This is a genomic window from Thalassotalea mangrovi, from assembly GCF_005116735.1.
Classification (GTDB): domain Bacteria; phylum Pseudomonadota; class Gammaproteobacteria; order Enterobacterales; family Alteromonadaceae; genus Thalassotalea_A; species Thalassotalea_A mangrovi.
In genome coordinates, this window is sequence record NZ_SWDB01000027.1 from 100,328 (window position 1) to 120,012 (window position 19,685).

Consider the following 19,685-nt stretch of genomic DNA (forward strand, 5'->3'; position numbering starts at 1 on the left):
TGGCTTTGTTTAATAGTCTAATGGTTTGAATCTAACGACCAAACTTACGACGCGATGCAACAAGCCCAAGTAAACCAAGTGCCATTAAAGCCAGGTTAGCTGGTTCAGGCACGGCTTGAGGTGGTAACAGGCCATCATCAATCCATAGCGCGGCAATGTAAAACTCACCTGCGGTTACGGTCATTGAGAACGATTCGCCCTCAGCAAACGTATAAATGGTACTGTCATCAAGTGCCCACTCACCGCCATCACTCATATCTGCGAGACTACCGGCAAAGAAGCCTTCTTCTTCATGAGCGACAGCCTGAAGGGTGGCTCCTAATGGTACGAATACCTCGTCACCAACCATAAAGGTGAAGGTAAAGGTTTCACCAATATTAAAGTTGTCATCAGGGTTTTTCGCGCAGCCAGTGTCAGATTGACAGTTACCTAACCCTGAACCTTTATCCAGATACAAAAACCCTGTACCAACCTCAAGGGTTACTGACAGACCAGGAATTGAAGTCTCAACCATTAAAGGACTATCCCAATTACCCTCGCCAAGGGCATCGGTAAGCTCTTCAAAGTCGAGTATTTTGATTAATTCCGCATTAGCAATGCCACTAAAACTTAAAAGTGCCGCCATTATTGGAATTGTTAAAGCTTTTAGCAGTTTCATTTAAAATAACCTCCGTAACACAAATGAAGTGCATGGTTAACGGAGCAAGGTTCAGGCCAACCTCACAAGAAGATTTCTTTTCTACGAAAAAACAGGTAGATAAAAACATTTATAAAATTTTATTAATGGAAAAATTTATTGGTCTGTAAAAATAACGAACACTTACAGCCTTTAATTTTGAACCAAGTAAAGTCGATGCAGCGGTGAAGTTTCCATCAAGCGAATCAGCGGCACCTGGCGGTTTGTCCCACGAAAGAGTAGATTCGTCCCAGACAATTGGTAATTGACTTTATTCTCGCCTACCCTACAATAGCCGTTAACTGTACAATAAATGAACGACCAACCAACTTCAGTGTCGTTGTGAAAACTGGGGAACGGGGGCTGGTAAACTGATATCCAGTCAATTTCACGCTTTATTCGATATTTTTTTGACGTCTTCCACTTAAGGAGGAAGCATGAAAAGGAAACAAAACGCAATCTCGCTGGCTGTAGCAGCTGTGCTGGCAATTCATTTTTCTGCGCAGGCAATAGCTGTAGAGGATAGCAAGGTCCACTTTACCAAAGACATGCACGTGAACATTACCACGGTTATGGGTAATCATTTCACCCCCTACGATGCTTTAATCAATAAGCCACTGGCACAACTTATCGAAGTACCGGCATATCAGGCGGTAGAGCGCCAGGTGAAGAAGGCTGATAGCTTTTTCGAAACGGCAATGAAGGCGCAGGACAGGATTCAATACTACATGGCCCTGGTGAAGCAGACATTTAATGGCTCTACCGATGAGGAAACCGGTCAATGTCAGTCATCCAAGTTGGCCAGACTGTTTTCTTTCTAACAACAAATTCTCTGAATAATAGTCTCAGGCTCGATGCTGCATTCGCTTTGCAGTGATCAGTCTGAGTCGAAAACCTAACACAACTACAACCACTTCAGACGCCCTTAGTCACCCTTAGTCACCCTTAGTCACCCTTAGTCACCCAGTGACTCTCGCGTCACTTAGACCCGCCCCGCAATGGGTTGACCCGGCCACCGGTCACCTTATCTGCGCGTCCTTCCTGTTTCGCTTTTTCGGCTCGACGCTTACGGACCTCTTTCGGATCAGCTATCAGTGGACGGTAGATTTCAATGCGATCGCCATCTTCAATCATATCTTTTAGTTTTGCTGCCTTATTCCAGACCCCAACTTTATTGACATTAAGATCAATTTCTGGAAATTGCTGTAAGATCCCCGAGGCCTGGATTGCCTGTTCTATCGTTGAGTTTTCATCAACATGCAAGGATAACAGAGTTTGCTTTTCTGGAAGTGCATAAACCACTTCAATTAAAAACTGTTCAACGCTCATGTTGTTAATACACCTCTTTCGCTCGCTGAGTAAACGCCGCTACCATGTTATTGGTCAAGGTATTGAATACTTTACCGATTGCCAATTCAATTAGCTTACTGGAAAATTCATATTCCAGTTGTAAGGTTACTTTGCAGGCGGTATCACTAAGTGGGGTGATTATCCAATCACCACTAAGCTGTTTAAACGGTCCATCTAACAGGTTCATACTGACCCGTTGGTTTTCGGTTAATTCATTTTTTGTGGTAAACCACTTCTCTACGCCCGCTTTTGATACCAACAAAGACGCGGTCATTGAATTATCATCCTGACTAATGACTTTCGCATCCCGGCAACCCGGCAAAAACTGCGGATATGAAGGGATATCATTGATCAGTTTAAACATATCTGCGGCGCTATGCATCACCAGCGCACTTCGATTAATTGCAGGCATTCAACCCCCTAAAAAAATATTGCGCTATGATAGCAAAGCCATACTGAAACCTCATTAAAAATCAACTGTCTCGGGATACCTGCAGCGGTGTAAATCAATTAACGATGAAAAAGCTGGATTTTGAGTACCATTCGGGGATTCTTTACGTATAATATCCGCCGTTATGGCAAAGAAAAAATCGAAACAATCCAATAGTAATACTATCGCCTTAAATAAGAAGGCGAGGCACAATTACACCCTGACCGACAAGTTTGAAGCGGGTATCAGCCTGCAGGGGTGGGAAATCAAAAGTATTCGCAGCGGTAAAGTCAATATTTCCGACTGCTACGTGATGATGAAAGACGGGGAAGCATTTCTGGTAGGTGCCGAAATCCTGCCGTTAAATGCAGCCTCCACCCATGTGGTATGTGATCCAACCCGTAGCCGCAGGTTATTGTTAAACCGGCGAGAGCTTGATCGCCTGACCGGTAGTGTTGAACGAGATGGTTACTCGTTAATTGCGACCGCAATGTACTGGAAAAAATGTTGGGTAAAGCTGGAGTTTTATCTCGGTAAAGGTAAGAAAACTCACGATAAGCGCGCCGACATCAAAGAGCGGGAATGGAAAGTCGACCAGGGCCGTATTATGAAAAAGAAACTGCAGTAATAAGCGTTTACTTAATACCAAAAAAGCTCCGAGCCAAGTGCCGGAGCTTTTTATTTTTATCGACTAGTTATACCAATCACATTAAGTTTGTGCACAACTCAGAGTTAGGGCAGAGGTTCAGTTACAACATAGATTTCATTGATATAGTCATTCTATATTAATGAAATATAGGGCCGTAAATGGGCCTCTGATAAACTCCCTACGGGTGAGTTTTAATTTAATGTGATTGGTATTATTTCTTGTTCGGTTTCAGGCTTACCCACAACTTGATGTGTCCTTTAACGACTACCACATCGTTCTTGTCATAGGCAGTTACCGGCATTAAAAAATCCCCTTCCTGCCAAATCATATCACGGCAATCGGCTACGCAGCGGATATCACTACCGGCTTTCGCCGTATAGTCGAGCGTCATCCCTTTTGGGATCCAACGGAGGTGCTCAGGAATGGTCGCCTCAGCGCAAGCACCCATCGCCATTTCCAGACCATTACAGATGGCAATCACATGCACAGTGCCAATATGATTTTGAACCGCTTTCTTTTTCTTAATCAGGACTTCACATTTGCCCGGCTCCAGATCCAACACCAGTGGCTTTATCGTTTTAAAGTAAGGGGCCCACTGGGCAAAGAACCAGGAAAATAATCGTTTACCAAATGAGAACTTAGACCATTTGTTATAAACGTCGAGAACTTTAGGAGGTTGTGCCATAAAACGCCTTCGTTAAATCATTGTAATGCTGAGAATATTAGCCATCTTCTGGTATGACCACAAGCGTCAATCATACGCCGATTTTTAGCCTGGATACAACAGTGAAAATCAATTTGTGCAATGTTTAAGCGAAAGTTGTTGAATTATTTTCCTCGTTGTTTGTCGAACAAATACAAGCTACAATAGCTTTCTGGTTAATCATAAAACCAGACCACTTTGGGGCGGATTTAGGATTCGACAAGATTCACGAAACCCAAGGTGCATGCCCAGGGGCGGTTGGCCTGGTAAAAAGCCGCAAAACTATAGTTGCAAACGACGAAACGTTCGCACTAGCAGCTTAATGCTAGCCATCCCCGTAAAGCTTCACCTATAGGCTTGCGGTGTCGATGGTCATATCAATATGGGTTAGCGAGGGAACTGTGTCTGACGGTGAACCGCGAAACAGTATCAGACTCACCAGAACGTAGCCTGTCGCTCGGCGACTGACTGGTTAAATAAAAGAGTGACTAAGCATGTAGGACCGAGGATGTAGGTTTTTTGGACGGGGGTTCAACTCCCCCCCGCTCCACCAATTAAATCGAAAAAAAACCAATAAAAACAATATATTAAAGCCAAAACCAGCAGGTTTTGGCTTTTTGTTTCATGTTAGAAAAAAACCATAAAAAACAACAGCTTAAGGTTTTTCGCTAGCTATAAAGTCCATCAAAATGGTACAGAAAAGGGTACAGTGTCGGTACACTAACCCGAGGTATAGTTCCATATTTCTGTACCAATCCTGTACCATTTTTCATTTAAAAATTAATGATAAGAAACCTGAGTGTCGGCCATTTAAAACAATTAAACGGTTGATTAACTGCCACTATGAAATGTTGAGTCATTCAATAACTCTAACTTGTTTCTATGATATTGTTTTCGACTCTTTAAATACCATCTCTTATATTTCGATTTCTATTTCCCTGCTCAAACAAAGGCTTGTGAATAAGCGAAAAAACGCTTAACCTCCTGAACCTAATCAAATTTTTCACAGGGAAAGCTGAAAAGGCTAATGGTCTAAAAGTCTCAGGTGTTCCCGCGATCCAAACTGTTGAATTTAACAGATTGACCATGCTATTTCGAAAGAGGGAAAAGATGTCGAAAATAATAGCTTTATACAACAACAAAGGTGGGGTTTCGAAGACAACCACCAACTTCAACCTCGGTGCCTACTTATCATCTATCGGTAAAAAGGTACTTATCGTCGATTGTGATCCTCAATGCAATATTACCGAATTATTTTTTGCTTCCAGAGATGACCTAGATGACCCTGAAGCATCACTACCAGGTACTTCAATTTACGAAGCTCTGCTACCAAGATTTAAAGGTCAACAGGGAGCTATAGATCAAAATACTATTGAATTAACAGAACACAATGTTTACCCATCAATGTACCTTTTTCGAGGCGATCTGGAGTTTTCAAGAGCAGAAACATATTTAGGAACTGCTTGGAACCAAGCGGTTACAGAAAATATTCATGAAAAAAACACCTATATCGTCCTAAATAATCTACTGCGCTCCTTAATGATAGAGAGAGAGTTTGATTATATATTATGCGATGTAGGTCCAAGTACTGGTGCGATAACTAAATCAGTTATTGTATGCTGCGATGAAATTGTTATTCCTTTAGTGCCAGATAGGTTTTGCTATCAAGCTGTTAGATTATTGGGCAATGTTATAAGTGAATGGATTGACCGCCATCAGATTATATCTCAATCTCTGGAGCCATATGGAATAGAACCGTTTCCCGGCCAACCTAAACTTGCCGGAACAATTCTACAAAATTTCAAAGTCCATGCCGGAGCAAAAGCCAAAGCATCATACATCAAGTGGCAAGATAAAATTTCAGAAGAAATTGAAAGTTCACTTTGTAAAGATGGCAAATTTTCGGCCAAAGAAGGGTTTGATTTGAAAAAACCTTATGTAGCTTCAATAAAAGATGTGGCAGTTTTGGCCCCAGTTGCACAATTGTTTGGTAGAGCAATTTTTGATATTGAACAAGAGCACACAAAAGAAGCTTCTAGCAACGGACAAATGTATTACGGTTCGGTATGGCAACCTTGGAAAGATCGTATGGAAGAATATAAAGCTGAAATTCAGAAAATCGCTGAGGCTTTTGAATGAGCTCAGAATACGTATACACAGCGTTAATTGATGTGCTTTCTTATCGTCATCGCTTAGAAAGAGACATTCAAAACGGTCAAGAAAAATTTAAAGAAGATCTTGAGCAATCACTCAAGGTTTTTAATTCGGTAAATACAGCAATATTCAGCGTTCAAGCGATATCAGACACTATTATCATAACCTGCAATACTCATGATAAATTTATTGACTTTTTAAATATCATTAGAAGTGTTTTTATATCATTTCTTGAAAGAGGGTTATTTATAAGAGGCGGTATTGCATACTCTAAACATTTCCAGAGTGGCAGAATTACATACAGCCACGCTGTAGCAAAAGCGTATGAGTTGGAAAGTAGAGAATCTGTTTATCCAAGGATCGTTTTCGATAAAAACATAATAGAAATGTATCAAAGTAGCCAATCTTTACCCAATATTTTCGATAACGAACTGATCCTCCATCATAACGGCGTATATTATTTGAATATTATCGAAGACGATAATTGGGACTTAATCTTCAAATATGCGTCATTAATATATGAAAATGATCGAAAGGATATTGTGGGGAATGAGCTAGCATTTTTGAAGCATGTATGGTTTGAGAAGCATTTATTTGAATCCAAGCACGCGAAAACCTTGAGCAAAAAATACATACCACTACCTGAAGAAGTATAATTGACTGAATTAATTAGCCAATTTTCTCCATAGCTTATTTTAAAGCAATTAAATTAATGATGTTCTTTTAGGATAGATATTACAGAACCTAATAATAACTTCCTAAAATTAAGGCGTTCAATTTAAACTTTGAAGAGGGGCGCGAGCCCTCCCTGACAAAAATCGGATGAGAATACAGCTCCTCCGAAACAGCTATTTGGACGGGGGTTTCGTACCCCCCAGACACCAATTAGAGCTAGATTAAAGGCTGAAAATTCAGGTACAGTTCAGGTACAGCAAAAGCCACACCCCTTATTTTTAAAGGGCTTCAGAGCATTATCTAGGAGGTTCAACTCCCCCCCGCTCCACCACCTTAAAAATTAAAGACGCTTGCTCTATATAAGGGTACGCGTCTTTTTTATTTCCGAAAATTAATTTCATGATTAACCAGCAATTAAGGCTTGTCTAATCGCCTAAACGATTCAGTTTCTCGGCTATCAATTGTTCAAACTCTGCTTCAGAATATAATCCAAGTACCTTTGCCGCCACTGCCAAGGACGTATTGTCCTGTTGTGCTTTTCGCACGATTTGGGTCGCTGTGTCATAACCGAGCTGCTCGGCAAGTAAGGTAATTACCGATAAGTTTTGTTGCATGTTACGCTGCATTTGCTTGGTATTGACGCTCAACCCCGCCACCGCGTTTTCGGCAAACGAGGACATTGCATCGGTGAGTAGTGTGATACTTTCCATAACATTGTGAATGATCACCGGTCGACAGGCGTTAAGTTGTAGCTGGCCATTCGCAGCAGCCAGTGAAACGGTCAGTTCATTACCGAAAACCTGGAAGCAAACCATGCTGAGCGCCTCACACTGGGTCGGGTTTACTTTACCGGGCATGATTGAACTGCCTGGCTCATTGGCTGGCAGTTGCCACTCATTTAAGCCACAACGCGGACCGCTGCCAAGCAAGCGAAAATCATTGGCCATTTTCAGTAAAACCGACGCCAGTTGCTTCAATGCGCCACTATAGCGAATCATCGCATCTTCACCACTGACCGCAGCATAAAGGTTATCATCCTGCTGCAACGGCAATTGCAACCGTTCAGCCAGTTTGTGACTGACCATCTCGCCAAATCGCTGTGGTGCATTCGCCCCAGAGCCCACCGCGGTGCCACCGATCGCCAATCGATGGACATATTGCAAACTGCTATGGACTGCATTTTTTGCCGCTTCAAGCTGGCTGTCAAACGCCGCTAACAGCGCTCCGGAACCGATAGGAATCGCATCCATCAGGTGGGTTCGCGCCACCGTGTATTGATGGCTGAACTGCCCCCGTTTTAATTGCAATTGCTGTTGCAGTGTAGCGATTGCCGGTAGTAACTTTTGTTCACTCCATTGCGCCACCACAATGCGCATCGCCGTTGGAAAAACATCGTTGGATGACTGTGACAGATTGATATGATCGTTAGGATGTAAATCTTGCTTATCACCATTGCGGTTTTCCGCCCCGGCTTGATGAATAATCTGATTGGCGACGCTGGCAAGCACTTCATTAACGTTCATATTGGTCTGCGTACCCGAGCCCGTTTGCCAGACTCGTAACGGGAATTGCTCGTTATATTGTCCGCTCAAAACCTGATCACAAGCCTGGATTATCGCCTGGCTTTGTGTAGTTGATAACCGTTTTAATTCGCCATTAACCTGTGCGCAGGCACGTTTGATTGCAACTAATGCATAGATAAAATCGGCTGAAAATTTATGAGTGCCAATTGCAAAATACTGCAACGACAATCGGGTTTGTTTTCCCCATAGAATCTTAGATGGTAATTCGTCCATGGATCGCTTCGACCTTTAATGATGCTTAATGCATTCATTATAGCCATCGCGGTGTAAGTAAAGAGAGGCGCTGGATGCGAACTAACAACAGTGACACTGTGGTGAACACAGCTATTATGAATAGCGAGCGTTTACAATTCGGGCCAAATTTATCGGCAACAAACCCGACATTGTTCGGATTTATTAACCCGAAACTCATTGAAGCTCATTTGCCAGGCATCAAACAGGGTCAGCTTACCGAGGTGCTCGGTTTTGCCGAGCAGAAGCCGTATTGCTTCGGTGGCCTGCAGGCTGCCCATCACCCCAAGAACGGGACCTAGCACGCCAGCGGTCTGGCAATTTTGTGGCAAATTAACCGGTTCAGGATACAAACAGGCATAACAAGGAGAGTCAGCAGAGGATAAGTCGAAACTTAACAGGTGGCCCTGTCCGTTAATCGCAGCAGCAGACACCAGTTGCAAACCGTACTGAACACAAATCCGGTTGATATAGTAACGAGCATCACTATTGTCGGTGCAATCAAGTATCATCGGCTTCGACGCCAGTAATGGCACTAGATTAACGTTAAGCACTGACTGGTCAATGGCATCGATGACAATATCCGGGTTAGCAGCCAATAGCTGATTTGCGGCGATTTGCGCTTTATTTTTTCCTAAATGATTCACTTTAAAGAGGATCTGACGATGTAAGTTGCTGCGCTCGATGCTATCGTGATCAATTAAGCTCAAATGGCCAATGCCGGATGCCGCAAGGTATTGAGCTGCCGCACAACCTAACCCACCGACACCGACGATAATAATATGACTATTTTTCAGAATCAGTTGTCCTTGTTCACCGACCTGATCCAGCATAATGTGGCGAGAATAACGCACCAACTCTTTGTCTGTTAATTTGTCCTTAGTCAAAGGCTGCCCTATAAAATTCTGTCATCAATGTCCATTTTTATGCCCCAAAGAGGGATAAGAGCACAGTTTGCCAAAGCCTAGGTTCGGCCGCAATCGATATCGGCGACTTATATAGCTGCGGCTTTAAGATTCGTTTTGAATGTCGATTTGCGGCGCAGGCTTGATCCCGATGGCCATAATGAATCCGCCAATCAAAATGGCAATAAATTCATACAATGCTGTCCATAAGGTCCAGCCAACGGGAATTCCCCACCAAATCAATTCACCACCGTGACTAAATACCACCATCAGCAATGCGGCAAAAAATGCGAGTCCAAATTTGCGGGTAAAACGATCAAGCTGGCCCGGCAATAATCGCATCATCGCCAGCCCCAGAAGAATTGCTATGATCAGGTAGTGAGCGAAACCTTTGGCAAAAATTATCGGGTCGAATGCCGGTTTGCCGGCACTAACCTGAGCAATAATGATTGGCCCCTGCTCATACATCGCCATAACTTCTTCCATGTTTGCATCCGGTACCATGGCAGAAGGCAATACATAAGTACCGGGGTCGGGCAATACCTTGTTCAGTTCCGTTAAAACCTGTTGTTGGTTTTCGACCATTTGCGTGGCGCTGTAGGGTAGCGGACTTTGCCAAAACACGGCGCCCCAGACAAACATCAGCAAGGATGCAATAAAACTCGAGATCAATAGCCTTTTCATAACGTTACCTATTAAGGGATAGTAAGAAAAGATTACGACCTTTCCAAGATTCTGTACAGTTTTAGCAACAAACAAGGTAATAAACATTACTCCGACGGTTTGTTTTGCTTCCACAATAGTTCAGTCAAAGCCCGGTAGCTTTGCCATTCTCCGGCAAGGATCCAGTTAACGACATGCGGAGCAACATCCGGAATAGCACTGGCAACGCGTTTATCATTAACCGACAATTGCGCTAACCAACGCCGAATGCTAGCGTTATCGAGTGACTGCATTACTGTCGCTTTTTTTAGTTGTTGCAGTGCCAGCGCATTTGAATGCTGTTCCATTTGCCCTTGGGTTGGTTTCGTCAGTATCGGCAACCCGAGATGTAAACACTCACTGACCAGCTCAAATCCGGAGCTGCAAATCACCCCACTGGCCCTGGCAAGATGCTCCTTAAAGCGCTGGTGCGCCGCCTGCTGACAAAGCACGTTGCCCTGCTGTTGGTCAGTCAGTTCTGGCGAATACTGAATAAACTGATAGTCCGGGTATTGATTCAATAATGCGGTGACCTGGCGCTGATCCTCAAACGGCAGATATACCAAACAGAAGTTTTCACATTTCTGACGACTGAGACTGGTATCAATAATGGGCGGCAATACATTGTCATTATATGGTGCCCAATGTAATCCCAGGCTGTAATCAGCGGGGGCAAAATGGCGCATAATTTTCTTGGCTAACCAGCTTTCGCCAGCTAGTGGCGTATTCTTGCCAAAGGCATACTGATGACCAATCCCTAATACCGGTTTTCTGGCAAGTTTGCCCGCCCAGGCGGTCACCGGTTCAAAGTCAGTAATAATCAAGTCATAGTCGTCAACCGGCAATTCACGAACCTCCCGAGCAAACTGCCAGAGGTTATTGCCGAAGGTCGTTTGCAAATAATTAATTTTTCCTGCCTGGGTAGCAAAGGTCAGTCCCCGGCGACACTGATAGTCGCCAAATACAGCCATTTCAAAGTACCGCTCCGCCGGCCTGCCGCTGAACAAGTAGGTTACGTCAACGTCAGACTCAGCAAGGTATTTTGCCATCATCCTTGAACGGGCAATATGTCCGTTGCCCGTTCCCTGAATTCCATAAAGTATTTTCATAAAACAACCATTGTATATGCGATGCCAGTGCCAATAGTGGCACCGGCAACAATATCGGAGGGAAAATGCACGCCCAGAATCACTCGTGAGAGGCCGACGGCACCTGCCCATAAATACAGAGGAGCGGCCACTGCACCAAGGTGAAAAATGAACAGACCGGCAAGCGTAAAAGCGGCCATGGTATGACCGGAAGGAAAGCTGAATTTATCAGATGCCTGAATAATTGCGGAGAAGTCCGGAACCACCTGAGGAGGTCGACGCCGTCTCAGGGTATTCTTTAAAAGAACATACAGGCTTCTTTCTATGATGAACGCCTGCAAGGTCAAAATAAAGAAATCCGTCGCCTGAGATCCTGCCAGTAGCCAGTAACTGCAAGGCAAAAGGAGTTGCAGATAACCGTCGCCGGTTCTGGAAAGGTTTCGTACCAGGGTCAGAAACGTATCACAGGAATTTCCTTTACGGCACCAAAGCAAGATACGTAGATCGGCCTGATAAATACTATTTAGAATCGCCATACCCACACTTTAAGTGGGCTTTATGACAACTCAGTTACAGCAAATTTGCAGTTTGATGAAATATCAAACCGAGATAAACATCCCTTGGTTGCTGCGCCATTTGGCGTTAATTCGAACCTGCCGTTACCCGCATTAAGCCATTCTTGAACGTGGTCAGCCAGTTTCGATAAATGGTGCGCATATCGCCCCAATTAAACACCTGAGTATTCTGCTTCCATTGATCAATAGCGGCACCGCGATCTAAAGCCTGGGCTAAGATTTCACCGCTAACGCCATCTTTAACACTGGCGGCAATAACCAGGCTGCCTGACGATTCCGTGTAGGTCGTGCCACCAATAGAATTATAACTTCGTCGTGATTTTTCGACCGGTGCCGCCAGCCGGATATCGGTGATTACAACATTAATAACCAGAGTATTGGCATCGGCAACTGTGACTATTTCAAACGGCTGGTCTTCATTAAACACCCGATAAGCTACCTCGATAAATTCTTCCCCCATTTTGCGCAGGGTCTGGTCATCGAGATCGTAGGTTGCATTGGGCCCATCCGTTAACGGGTCGATACGAGGTGGACGATAATCATCAGGATGATCGTTATTCACATTTATCTGAGCAAACATCAGCTTATGGTACTGACGCCAGTCGGTATCTTCACGTATGTAAGATAAATCCAACACCGAATTATCGACACGAGTTAATCCGGCTTCATTCACTTCTTTGTCGGGACCGGATTGCACAGTAGGTGGCTCTGAAGAACAGGCCAGTAAAAAGCAACAAGGTATGGCCACAAGAGTCAATGTTATCCTGCTCCTGCATAACTGCAGGTACGAATGTAGCCCGCTTACACGTCTAATTTGATGCGGTTTCATGAATCCGCCCCCCTAAGTTACGATTTAGTAGAGCGTGTTTATCTTTCGAGGGCAGTTTCGCAATTAACAGACACCCATTGAACAAAATTCGGCCAACAAAGGTCAACACGCTCTCATAATACCAATCACATTAAGTTTGTGCACAACTCAGAGTTAGGGCAGAGGTTCAGTTACCACATAGATTTCATTGATATAGTCATTCTATATTAATGAAATATAGGGTCGTAAATGGGCCTCTGATAAACTCCCTTCGGGTGAGTTTTAAAGGCGTTTATCCTGCGTTACTGATTTTGACACTGGAACGACCATTCTCTGTAATCAAAGCCTTGTCTAAACGCCTTTAAATTCTCACTGAGTGAGCAATAATTTAATGCGATTGGTATAAGCATATATCAAAAAATCCGCCACGATTTTTCCAATCATGGTCGTCAGGATAGAAATGTTGCCTATACTTTTTAAAACCCCGATCACAGACAAAGGTTCATTATGCCCATTGAAAACCATGCACTCGATATCGACTTCCCAGAATACGCAGAGAAAATCCAGTCATTAAAAGCAACGGATACGTCGTTTAAATCGCAAAGTGATGAGTATCACCAATTGGACAAAAAGATCCGTACATTAGAAGAAAACAATGTGCCAACGGATGATGAACACTTTAATGAAATGAAAATGCAGCGTGCCGCGTTAAAAGATATTCTTTATGCGCGCCTCAAAGCGGATGGTTAGGTCTGAGGGGCAAATTTCCCTCCTTTTCTTTTGTTGAGCTAAGCTTTAATTAATCAGGGGTGATTAATGAGTGCAGCTCCTGACGGTACCAAGATACAACCCTTGCCGGACCAGGGACGCTGTCCGGGATAACAACCAATCACTGGACGATTTTGGCTTCAGTAATCTTTCATCGCCGGGGTGGCGTTGCTGAAACCACCCGATGGCAAGCCTTTGAAAGTGCCACTACTGAGTGTTAATTCTAAAACTAAGATAATCGACACACATGTTGCAGCTTATCCGTTTATTTCGCCTGGTATTTACCGCACAAATATTGATTGTGATCAGCATTTACTGCTCGTTCGCAAATGCCACTGCGCTGAAATATCGTTCCCTGACACAATTGGCCAATGCCGCCGATGCCATCATGATCGCCAGTGTCGATGCGATCAGCAGTCAACGCATGGCCAATGGCGCTATCGTTAGTTTTGTGACTCTCGCCGACCTAAACCTAATCCGAGGAACGTACGATCAGGAGCAACTGACCCTGGTCATCCACGGTGGCGAAGTAGACGGCCTGGTTCAACGGATTCAGGGTGTTCCACAATTTTCGATTACTCAGCAAGTTATCCTGTTTTTGCAGGGCAATGGTGAACGCATGGTGCCAATTTCTGGCTGGGGGCAAGGCATGTTTATCATCAATAACGGTCTGATTTATGACTATCAGGGCAATCCGGTGACTAGTATCAATAACGATCGGATTACCATTAACCGCCTTAAACCCGCAGATGTCGTCCTCGTCAACGCTCCTAAAAACCTGCCTGCAAATAAGGACTTAGCAGCAATCAGCGTTGCCAGCTTCCTGAATCAGATTAAGCAGTTACCACACAACCAAACCGCTAAACCCGTGCAGAGCATAGACAAAGCTACATACTCGCCGTCGTCGCTTCGCGTCAACAAAGCCAGGTTAATCGAACAATGACCGCTAGACCTTTGCTCCTTGGTGCTTGCCTACTGAGCCTGGCCTGGTCTACCCAGGCGAGCCAGTACTACAGCTGTAACGGCGATCAAGGGGCCCTGCACTGGCCGGACGGCCTGGCGACCATCAGCCTGGCCGATCTTTCTTTTCCACCCGGTAGTGGATACCGAAATACCGCGATTGCGGCGATTGAATCATGGAACCAGATTATTGGTAGCAACCTTAACTACACCATCACCAGTGATAATTTTACCGATTCCTCGTTAGGCGATGGCATCAATAAGATTTACTTTAGTAGCGATCTCGATGACGATACGCTTGGCATTACCCAATTTGAATACTATCAAAGTCGTTGTGAACTATCCGAGGCAGATATCAGCCTTAACACCAATTATCAGTGGCTCACTGAAAATAAAAACCCGGCGCTGACCCAGCAGGACATCAATGCCCGACGCCATAATTTACAATCGGTATTGGTTCATGAGATTGGCCATATGTCCGGGCTTGATCATGAAACTGGCAACTTGCCAGTACCGTCCAATTTACGCCCCAGTGCCCCCGGCCCGAGCGTCGGACACAATTACCAGCGTATCCCGGTTGCCGATGAGGTTGCCGGTATCAGGGGCTTGTACCCGGGCAATGATAAAGGCTTGGATCTTGCCGTCAGCCTGTACCGAAGTAGCAGTGATGGTCGTTTTAATGTGCCGGTTGCCAGGCCCTCTAGTATGCAGATCCGCCAGGGTAAAAGCATAGAGATTAACTATGTTTACTTAGATTTAGGCTCGATTAAAACCAATGCGACGGCCGCATTTTATCTGTTGGATAGCCTCGATTATCGCAATAACGGTTTTAACCCCGCGCGCTATCAAGCCATCGCCAGACAGTTTATTACGCCGTCACATAACGACGCTGAAAGTCAACTATTACAAAAACGTCTTGTGATGCCGTTTAATGATGACTTCCCATTAGGTGATTATCAAATCATCATCGATATACAAGCAAACAGTGACGACCAGGACCAAAACCCAGACAACAATTACACACCGTTTCATTACACCCTGACCCTGTTAGCTGGCAATGCCGACGATATTGACCCGCCCGAAGACGAGGTTCCTCCCGCGACTGGTGATGACTTTGATAACGATGGCCTGGTCAATAGTGAAGACAGTGATGACGATAATGATGGCTATGACGATACGGCGGATGCATTTCCACTAAACCCATTAGAATGGCTGGACAGTGATAGTGATGGTGTTGGTGACAATAGTGATGCCTTTCCCCAGGATCCGAATGAAAGCAAAGATTCGGATAACGACGGCATCGGTGACAATCAGGATGCCTTTCCTTTCGATGCCAGCCAAAGCACGGTATCCGATGACAGTGGTGCTGCAGCTAATCCGCTTTCCTTACTGGTACTGCTGATTTACCTGGGCATACGGCGCCGGACTCGATATGAGCGAACCTGACCTGATGCACTTCACTAGCCGACTTTTGTTCAACCGCCCTTGATTAAGCAAAGAACAAATAAACAAGAAAACAGATTAAACAAGAAAACAGGTTAAACAACCCTCACGATGGAATTCTTCGAACCGTCGCTGGTGACATTGCGAGCAAATACGATAAGATATCGGTAAAAAACAATAAAACATTATCATGCTGTCAATATCATTACTGGTTCTGGTTACCGGCTGTTACCTGCTATTACTGTTTCTAATCGCCTTTATCGGTGATAAATATCAATTGCCGAAACGGGTTAAACCCGTAGTGTACAGCTTAGGACTTGGTGTTTATTGTACATCATGGGCCTTTTACGGGGTAACCGGTCAGGCCGCGACAACCGGTTGGTGGTTAACGCCCACCTATACTGGTGCAATCCTGGTATTTATCTTTGCCTGGCCACTGGTACTTAAAGTAGCAAAAATTTGTCGTCAACAGTCTCTGACGTCGCTGGCCGACTTTATTTCCTCGCGGTATGGCAAATCAACCCGACTCGCAGGCCTGATCACATTGGTTTCCGTGGCCGCCATCATTCCCTACATCGCCCTGCAGTTACGGGCAATGACCGACAGTTTCACCGCCGTTACTCAGTACCAGAACAGTAACGGCATTTTTGATATTTCGCTGGTCTTCAGTGTAATGCTGGCAATGTTTGCCATTTTATTTGGTACTCGTCGTATCCGCCCGTCAGAGCAAAACCCCGGCCTGTTAATGGCAATAAGTTTTGAGTCCATTGTCAAATTAGTCACCTTTTTACTGGTCGGTATTTTTGTCTGTTTCTGGATGTTTTCATCGCCTGCGCAGTTGCTCGCCGCAGCCCGTGAACACCAGGCGATCATTGCCATCTCAGCGCCTCCAAGCTATGTTTACCTGACCCAGGCCCTGCTCGGGGTATTGATGATGTTTTGTTTACCCAGACAATTTCATATGGCATTTATCGAGCAAAAAACCGAATCCGAGTTGATAAGCGCTCGTTGGTTGTTTCCCTTATTTTTGATCGCCCTGAATGTATTCGCCCTGCCGATTGCCTATGCAGGATTGATCTTATTTGCAAATCAAGACGTTGGCAGTGATTCTTTTATGCTGCAACTCCCCATATACGCCGATAATGAGTGGATGACCCTGGTATCTTACCTGGGCGGTTTTTCCGCAGCCACATCCATGGTGATCGTTGCCACCATAGTGCTCAGTATCATGGTGTCGAATGATTTAATCACACCAAAATTACTGGCTCGGGAGCAAGGTCGCTCAACCGTGTTCAGGCTTAACCATCAGCTCAGCCCAAATCGCTTATTGATGATCCGCCGCATTACCATTGCGACTATACTGCTCGCCGCCTGGGCCTACTATCAGTCGATATCCAATACCGAACTTCTCGCCGTTACCGGATTGATGGCGATGACCCTGGTCGCGCAGTTTGCGCCAGCGATGATTTTCGGACTTACCTGGAACCGGGCCAACCACACGGCGGCCTACCGCAGTATCGTTACCGGCACTTTAGTCTGGGCCTATACACTTTTGTTACCGTCAATGCTTCAGGACACGCAGTTTTATCATCATTATTTTGCTGAAGGCCTGTTTAATCAGCAATGGCTGATACCGACGGCGTTATTTGGCATTGAGATAGACTTTATTGCCCACGGGGTGTTGATGAGCCTTATCCTCAACGTTCTGGTATTTATCTATTATAGCCTCAGCAAAACCCCGTCGATGGCAGAACGGTTACAGGCCAGAAACTATCTGCTCAGCCCTGAAGCACAGGAACAATTACTACCGGGCAATACGCCACTAACAGTAAATGATGTGCGGGCCCTACTGAGTCGATTTTTTGGTGAAGATTATGCGCAGGCGATCATTGACTGCCATTACCAGGATAAACAGGTGCACGGTGAGTATCTGATCAGCACCGAACTGGAGGCAAAAGTTGAACAGGAGTTATCCGGTGTTATCGGCGGTCCCTCGGCACGATTACTGCTCAATTCCGCCAAAAGTCAACGTCATGCCAAGGTCAATGATGTGGTTGATATTGTCGATGAAGCCAGTGAATTGTTGCGCTTTAACCGTTCACTGTTACAGGCAACCATCCAAAATGTAAACCAGGGCATTGCCGTGGTCGATAAAGAGCTTCGCCTGGTTGCCTGGAATCGACGTTATATCGAGATGTTTGATTATCCGGAAGAACAAATTTATGTTGGCCGGCCGGTCGAAGAAGTGATCCGCTTCAATGCCAATCGGGGCTTTTTCGGTGATAGTCCCAAGCAGCAGGAGATTGAAAAGCGCATCACCTATCTGCGCCAGGGCATCCCGTATCGTTTTCAGCGGGTGCAAAAGTCCGGCAAAGTCTACGAAATGAACGGCAACCCATTACCAGGCGGAGGCTTTGTCACCACCTATGCAGATATCACCGACTTCGTAAAAACTCAAAAAGCACTGGAAGAGATTAATGCCCACCTGGAAAGCCGGGTTGAACAACGAACCGCTGATCTACAACGCCTTAACCAGGCCCTGGCCGAAGCCAAACAGGATGCCGAGCAGGCCAACATTAATAAATCCAGATACTTTGCGGCGCTAAGCCATGATCTGTTACAGCCGTTTAATGCTGCTAACCTGTTCTCGTCCATCTTACAGGAAAAATGCGACGATAAGGACATTCGCGAGCTCAGTAAAAACATCAGTTACTCACTGGAAAATGCTGAACAATTGTTGTCTTCCATTCTCGAATTAACCAAACTCGATGCCGGCACTATCCGGCCGCATATCGAAGATTTTTACCTTGGCACATTTTTACAGCCCATTTGTGATGAATTCCGACTGCTAGCTGAAGAAAAAGGCCTGCGCTTTCAGGCCAATGTTGATAATGTCGGTACCCGCAGCGATAAAACTTTATTGCGCCGGGTGATTCAGAATTTGCTGACCAATGCCATCCGCTATACCGAACAGGGACAGGTAGAACTCAGCCTTGAACGACAGGGTATGGATATCCTGATCCATATTAAAGACAGTGGTATCGGCATCAAAGAGCAGGACCAACAGCGGATCTTCAACGACTTTGAACAAATCAACCAGAACAAGGAACAGGGCCTGGGCCTTGGGTTGGCTATCACTTCAAGGATCTGCAAAATCCTCGGAATTGGTTTAACCCTGAATTCTACCTTTGGTCGCGGTAGCGAATTTACCATTGTGCTGCCGGTAATCGCCTTAAGTGACAAACCGGTGCCGCAGGAGCTCACCAGTCCGGTAAATCGCCAGGACTTAAAATCACTGAAAGTGTTAATCATCGACAATGACGATGCGGTACTGGTTGCTATGGATAAGCGGCTAAGTGAATGGGGCTGTCAGGCCTGGCAGGCAAAAGATCAACAAACCGCAATTGCAGTGACCGAGCAACATCAGCCACAACTGATTATTGCTGACTATCACCTTGATGATGGCGTCACCGGCCTGCAGGTGGTTAATTTTATCCATCAACAGGTCGATGCGAACATCCCGATCATTATTAACAGCGCCGATCATAGTGAAGAAATTCGCGAGCAAATCCGCGAACAAGGTTTTCAGTTTTTAAATAAACCGGTCAAACCTGCAGCATTGAAGCGAACTATAAAACAGTTGGTGAAGTAGAAACTTCGAAGAGGTAATACCAATTACACTAAGTTTGTGCACAACTCAGAGTTAGGACAGAGGTTCAGTTACAACATAAATTTCATTGATATAGTCATTCTATATTAATGAAATATAGGGCCGTAAATGGGCCTCTGGTAAACTCCCTACGGGTGAGCAATAATTTAATGCAATTGGTATAAGCTGCGCTGGCGGAAGTGGAAGGTGGAAGAAATTAGCAACTTTCACATCCAGCTTCCTCTGAAAACTTGTGGCCTAAAATCAAGGGGTCAGAGTCTGAGCTATCCCCACAAATAATTCAGAGAAAACAAGGGAATAAATAGATAAATTCGA

At 44.9% G+C, this 19,685-nt stretch carries 18 protein-coding genes and 1 other RNA gene; 9 read left to right on the forward strand and 10 right to left on the reverse strand.

Annotation, left to right across the window (positions count from 1 at the left end; all coding sequences use genetic code 11):
* Positions 1–31: 31 nt before the first annotated feature.
* Entirely contained in the window at positions 32–658 is a 627-nt protein-coding gene (locus E8M12_RS11220; protein ID WP_136736232.1) for a PEP-CTERM sorting domain-containing protein, read from the reverse strand.
* Between the two features lie 455 nt (positions 659–1,113).
* Between E8M12_RS11220 and E8M12_RS11225 the strand changes: the two genes are divergently transcribed.
* A complete protein-coding gene (locus E8M12_RS11225) occupies positions 1,114–1,497 on the forward strand; it encodes a hypothetical protein (RefSeq protein ID WP_136736233.1) in 384 nt (127 codons plus the stop codon).
* A gap of 157 nt (positions 1,498–1,654) precedes the next feature.
* Here the strand turns inward: E8M12_RS11225 and E8M12_RS11230 are convergent, their stop codons facing one another.
* Complete coding sequence (locus E8M12_RS11230; RefSeq protein WP_136736234.1) at positions 1,655–2,005, reverse strand: RnfH family protein; 351 nt, start codon at positions 2,003–2,005, stop codon at positions 1,655–1,657.
* A gap of 4 nt (positions 2,006–2,009) precedes the next feature.
* A complete protein-coding gene (locus E8M12_RS11235; protein ID WP_136736235.1) occupies positions 2,010–2,438 on the reverse strand; it encodes a type II toxin-antitoxin system RatA family toxin in 429 nt (142 codons plus the stop codon).
* A 163-nt stretch (positions 2,439–2,601) separates the two neighbouring features.
* On the opposite strand from E8M12_RS11235, the gene smpB reads away from it, so the two are divergent.
* On the forward strand, positions 2,602–3,084 hold the full coding sequence (smpB, locus tag E8M12_RS11240; RefSeq protein ID WP_136736236.1) for an SsrA-binding protein SmpB: 483 nt from the start codon (positions 2,602–2,604) through the stop codon (positions 3,082–3,084).
* A gap of 232 nt (positions 3,085–3,316) precedes the next feature.
* Here the strand turns inward: smpB and E8M12_RS11245 are convergent, their stop codons facing one another.
* Positions 3,317–3,790, reverse strand: coding sequence for a hotdog fold domain-containing protein (locus E8M12_RS11245; RefSeq protein ID WP_136736237.1), 474 nt, complete (start codon positions 3,788–3,790; stop codon positions 3,317–3,319).
* 218 nt (positions 3,791–4,008) lie between these two features.
* On the opposite strand from E8M12_RS11245, the gene ssrA reads away from it, so the two are divergent.
* The 3 genes from ssrA to E8M12_RS11260 all read left to right on the forward strand — a co-directional run bounded on the left by ssrA (position 4,009) and on the right by E8M12_RS11260 (position 6,618).
* Positions 4,009–4,361, forward strand: a transfer-messenger RNA (tmRNA) gene (gene ssrA, locus E8M12_RS11250).
* Between the two features lie 557 nt (positions 4,362–4,918).
* Entirely contained in the window at positions 4,919–5,947 is a 1,029-nt protein-coding gene (locus E8M12_RS11255; RefSeq protein ID WP_136736238.1) for a ParA family protein, read from the forward strand.
* Positions 5,944–6,618, forward strand: a complete 675-nt coding sequence (locus tag E8M12_RS11260; RefSeq protein WP_136736239.1) for a hypothetical protein — start codon at positions 5,944–5,946, stop codon at positions 6,616–6,618. The genes E8M12_RS11255 and E8M12_RS11260 overlap by 4 nt, the downstream gene beginning before the upstream one ends.
* Before the next feature lie 444 nt (positions 6,619–7,062).
* On the opposite strand, the gene E8M12_RS11265 is transcribed toward E8M12_RS11260, so the two are convergent.
* From E8M12_RS11265 to E8M12_RS11290, 6 genes are all read right to left on the reverse strand, one after another.
* Entirely contained in the window at positions 7,063–8,433 is a 1,371-nt protein-coding gene (locus E8M12_RS11265) for a class II fumarate hydratase (protein WP_136736240.1), read from the reverse strand.
* 149 nt (positions 8,434–8,582) lie between these two features.
* Positions 8,583–9,338, reverse strand: a complete 756-nt coding sequence (locus E8M12_RS11270) for a HesA/MoeB/ThiF family protein (protein WP_246034115.1) — start codon at positions 9,336–9,338, stop codon at positions 8,583–8,585.
* Positions 9,339–9,461: 123 nt separating this feature from the next.
* Entirely contained in the window at positions 9,462–10,040 is a 579-nt protein-coding gene (locus E8M12_RS11275) for a hypothetical protein (protein WP_136736241.1), read from the reverse strand.
* 86 nt (positions 10,041–10,126) lie between these two features.
* The gene (locus tag E8M12_RS11280) at positions 10,127–11,167 is read right to left on the reverse strand and encodes an MJ1255/VC2487 family glycosyltransferase (RefSeq protein WP_136736242.1); all 1,041 of its coding nucleotides are present in this window, start codon (positions 11,165–11,167) and stop codon (positions 10,127–10,129) included.
* Positions 11,164–11,682 carry a phosphatase PAP2 family protein gene (locus E8M12_RS11285; RefSeq protein ID WP_136736243.1) on the reverse strand — a complete coding sequence of 173 codons (519 nt, stop codon included), beginning with the start codon at positions 11,680–11,682 and terminating at the stop codon, positions 11,164–11,166. The genes E8M12_RS11280 and E8M12_RS11285 overlap by 4 nt, the downstream gene beginning before the upstream one ends.
* Before the next feature lie 106 nt (positions 11,683–11,788).
* Positions 11,789–12,418 (reverse strand): DUF3313 family protein, encoded by a 630-nt coding sequence (locus tag E8M12_RS11290; protein ID WP_246034117.1) that lies wholly within the window; start codon positions 12,416–12,418, stop codon positions 11,789–11,791.
* Positions 12,419–13,036: 618 nt separating this feature from the next.
* Between E8M12_RS11290 and E8M12_RS11295 the strand changes: the two genes are divergently transcribed.
* The 4 genes from E8M12_RS11295 (at position 13,037) to E8M12_RS11310 (ending at position 19,352) form a co-directional block, all read left to right on the forward strand.
* Positions 13,037–13,279, forward strand: coding sequence for an HP1242/YdcH family protein (locus E8M12_RS11295; protein WP_136736245.1), 243 nt, complete (start codon positions 13,037–13,039; stop codon positions 13,277–13,279).
* A gap of 265 nt (positions 13,280–13,544) precedes the next feature.
* The gene (locus E8M12_RS11300) at positions 13,545–14,240 is read left to right on the forward strand and encodes a hypothetical protein (protein ID WP_136736246.1); all 696 of its coding nucleotides are present in this window, start codon (positions 13,545–13,547) and stop codon (positions 14,238–14,240) included.
* Positions 14,237–15,703: a matrixin family metalloprotease gene (locus tag E8M12_RS11305; protein WP_136736247.1), complete on the forward strand. Its 1,467-nt coding sequence runs from the start codon at positions 14,237–14,239 to the stop codon at positions 15,701–15,703. The genes E8M12_RS11300 and E8M12_RS11305 overlap by 4 nt, the downstream gene beginning before the upstream one ends.
* Before the next feature lie 187 nt (positions 15,704–15,890).
* Positions 15,891–19,352: a hybrid sensor histidine kinase/response regulator gene (locus E8M12_RS11310; protein WP_136736248.1), complete on the forward strand. Its 3,462-nt coding sequence runs from the start codon at positions 15,891–15,893 to the stop codon at positions 19,350–19,352.
* Positions 19,353–19,685 lie beyond the last annotated feature (333 nt).

Coding starts and splice junctions, on each gene's coding strand:
- E8M12_RS11275 (WP_136736241.1), bottom strand. CDS start 10,040: ATGAAAAGGCTATTGATCTCGAGTTTTATTGCATCCTTGCTGATGTTT.
- E8M12_RS11230 (WP_136736234.1), bottom strand. CDS start 2,005: ATGAGCGTTGAACAGTTTTTAATTGAAGTGGTTTATGCACTTCCAGAA.
- E8M12_RS11265 (WP_136736240.1), bottom strand. CDS start 8,433: ATGGACGAATTACCATCTAAGATTCTATGGGGAAAACAAACCCGATTG.
- E8M12_RS11305 (WP_136736247.1), top strand. CDS start 14,237: ATGACCGCTAGACCTTTGCTCCTTGGTGCTTGCCTACTGAGCCTGGCC.
- E8M12_RS11225 (WP_136736233.1), top strand. CDS start 1,114: ATGAAAAGGAAACAAAACGCAATCTCGCTGGCTGTAGCAGCTGTGCTG.
- E8M12_RS11245 (WP_136736237.1), bottom strand. CDS start 3,790: ATGGCACAACCTCCTAAAGTTCTCGACGTTTATAACAAATGGTCTAAG.
- E8M12_RS11235 (WP_136736235.1), bottom strand. CDS start 2,438: ATGCCTGCAATTAATCGAAGTGCGCTGGTGATGCATAGCGCCGCAGAT.
- E8M12_RS11220 (WP_136736232.1), bottom strand. CDS start 658: ATGAAACTGCTAAAAGCTTTAACAATTCCAATAATGGCGGCACTTTTA.
- E8M12_RS11280 (WP_136736242.1), bottom strand. CDS start 11,167: ATGAAAATACTTTATGGAATTCAGGGAACGGGCAACGGACATATTGCC.
- E8M12_RS11260 (WP_136736239.1), top strand. CDS start 5,944: ATGAGCTCAGAATACGTATACACAGCGTTAATTGATGTGCTTTCTTAT.
- E8M12_RS11300 (WP_136736246.1), top strand. CDS start 13,545: ATGTTGCAGCTTATCCGTTTATTTCGCCTGGTATTTACCGCACAAATA.
- E8M12_RS11285 (WP_136736243.1), bottom strand. CDS start 11,682: ATGGCGATTCTAAATAGTATTTATCAGGCCGATCTACGTATCTTGCTT.
- smpB (WP_136736236.1), top strand. CDS start 2,602: ATGGCAAAGAAAAAATCGAAACAATCCAATAGTAATACTATCGCCTTA.
- E8M12_RS11255 (WP_136736238.1), top strand. CDS start 4,919: ATGTCGAAAATAATAGCTTTATACAACAACAAAGGTGGGGTTTCGAAG.
- E8M12_RS11310 (WP_136736248.1), top strand. CDS start 15,891: ATGCTGTCAATATCATTACTGGTTCTGGTTACCGGCTGTTACCTGCTA.
- E8M12_RS11295 (WP_136736245.1), top strand. CDS start 13,037: ATGCCCATTGAAAACCATGCACTCGATATCGACTTCCCAGAATACGCA.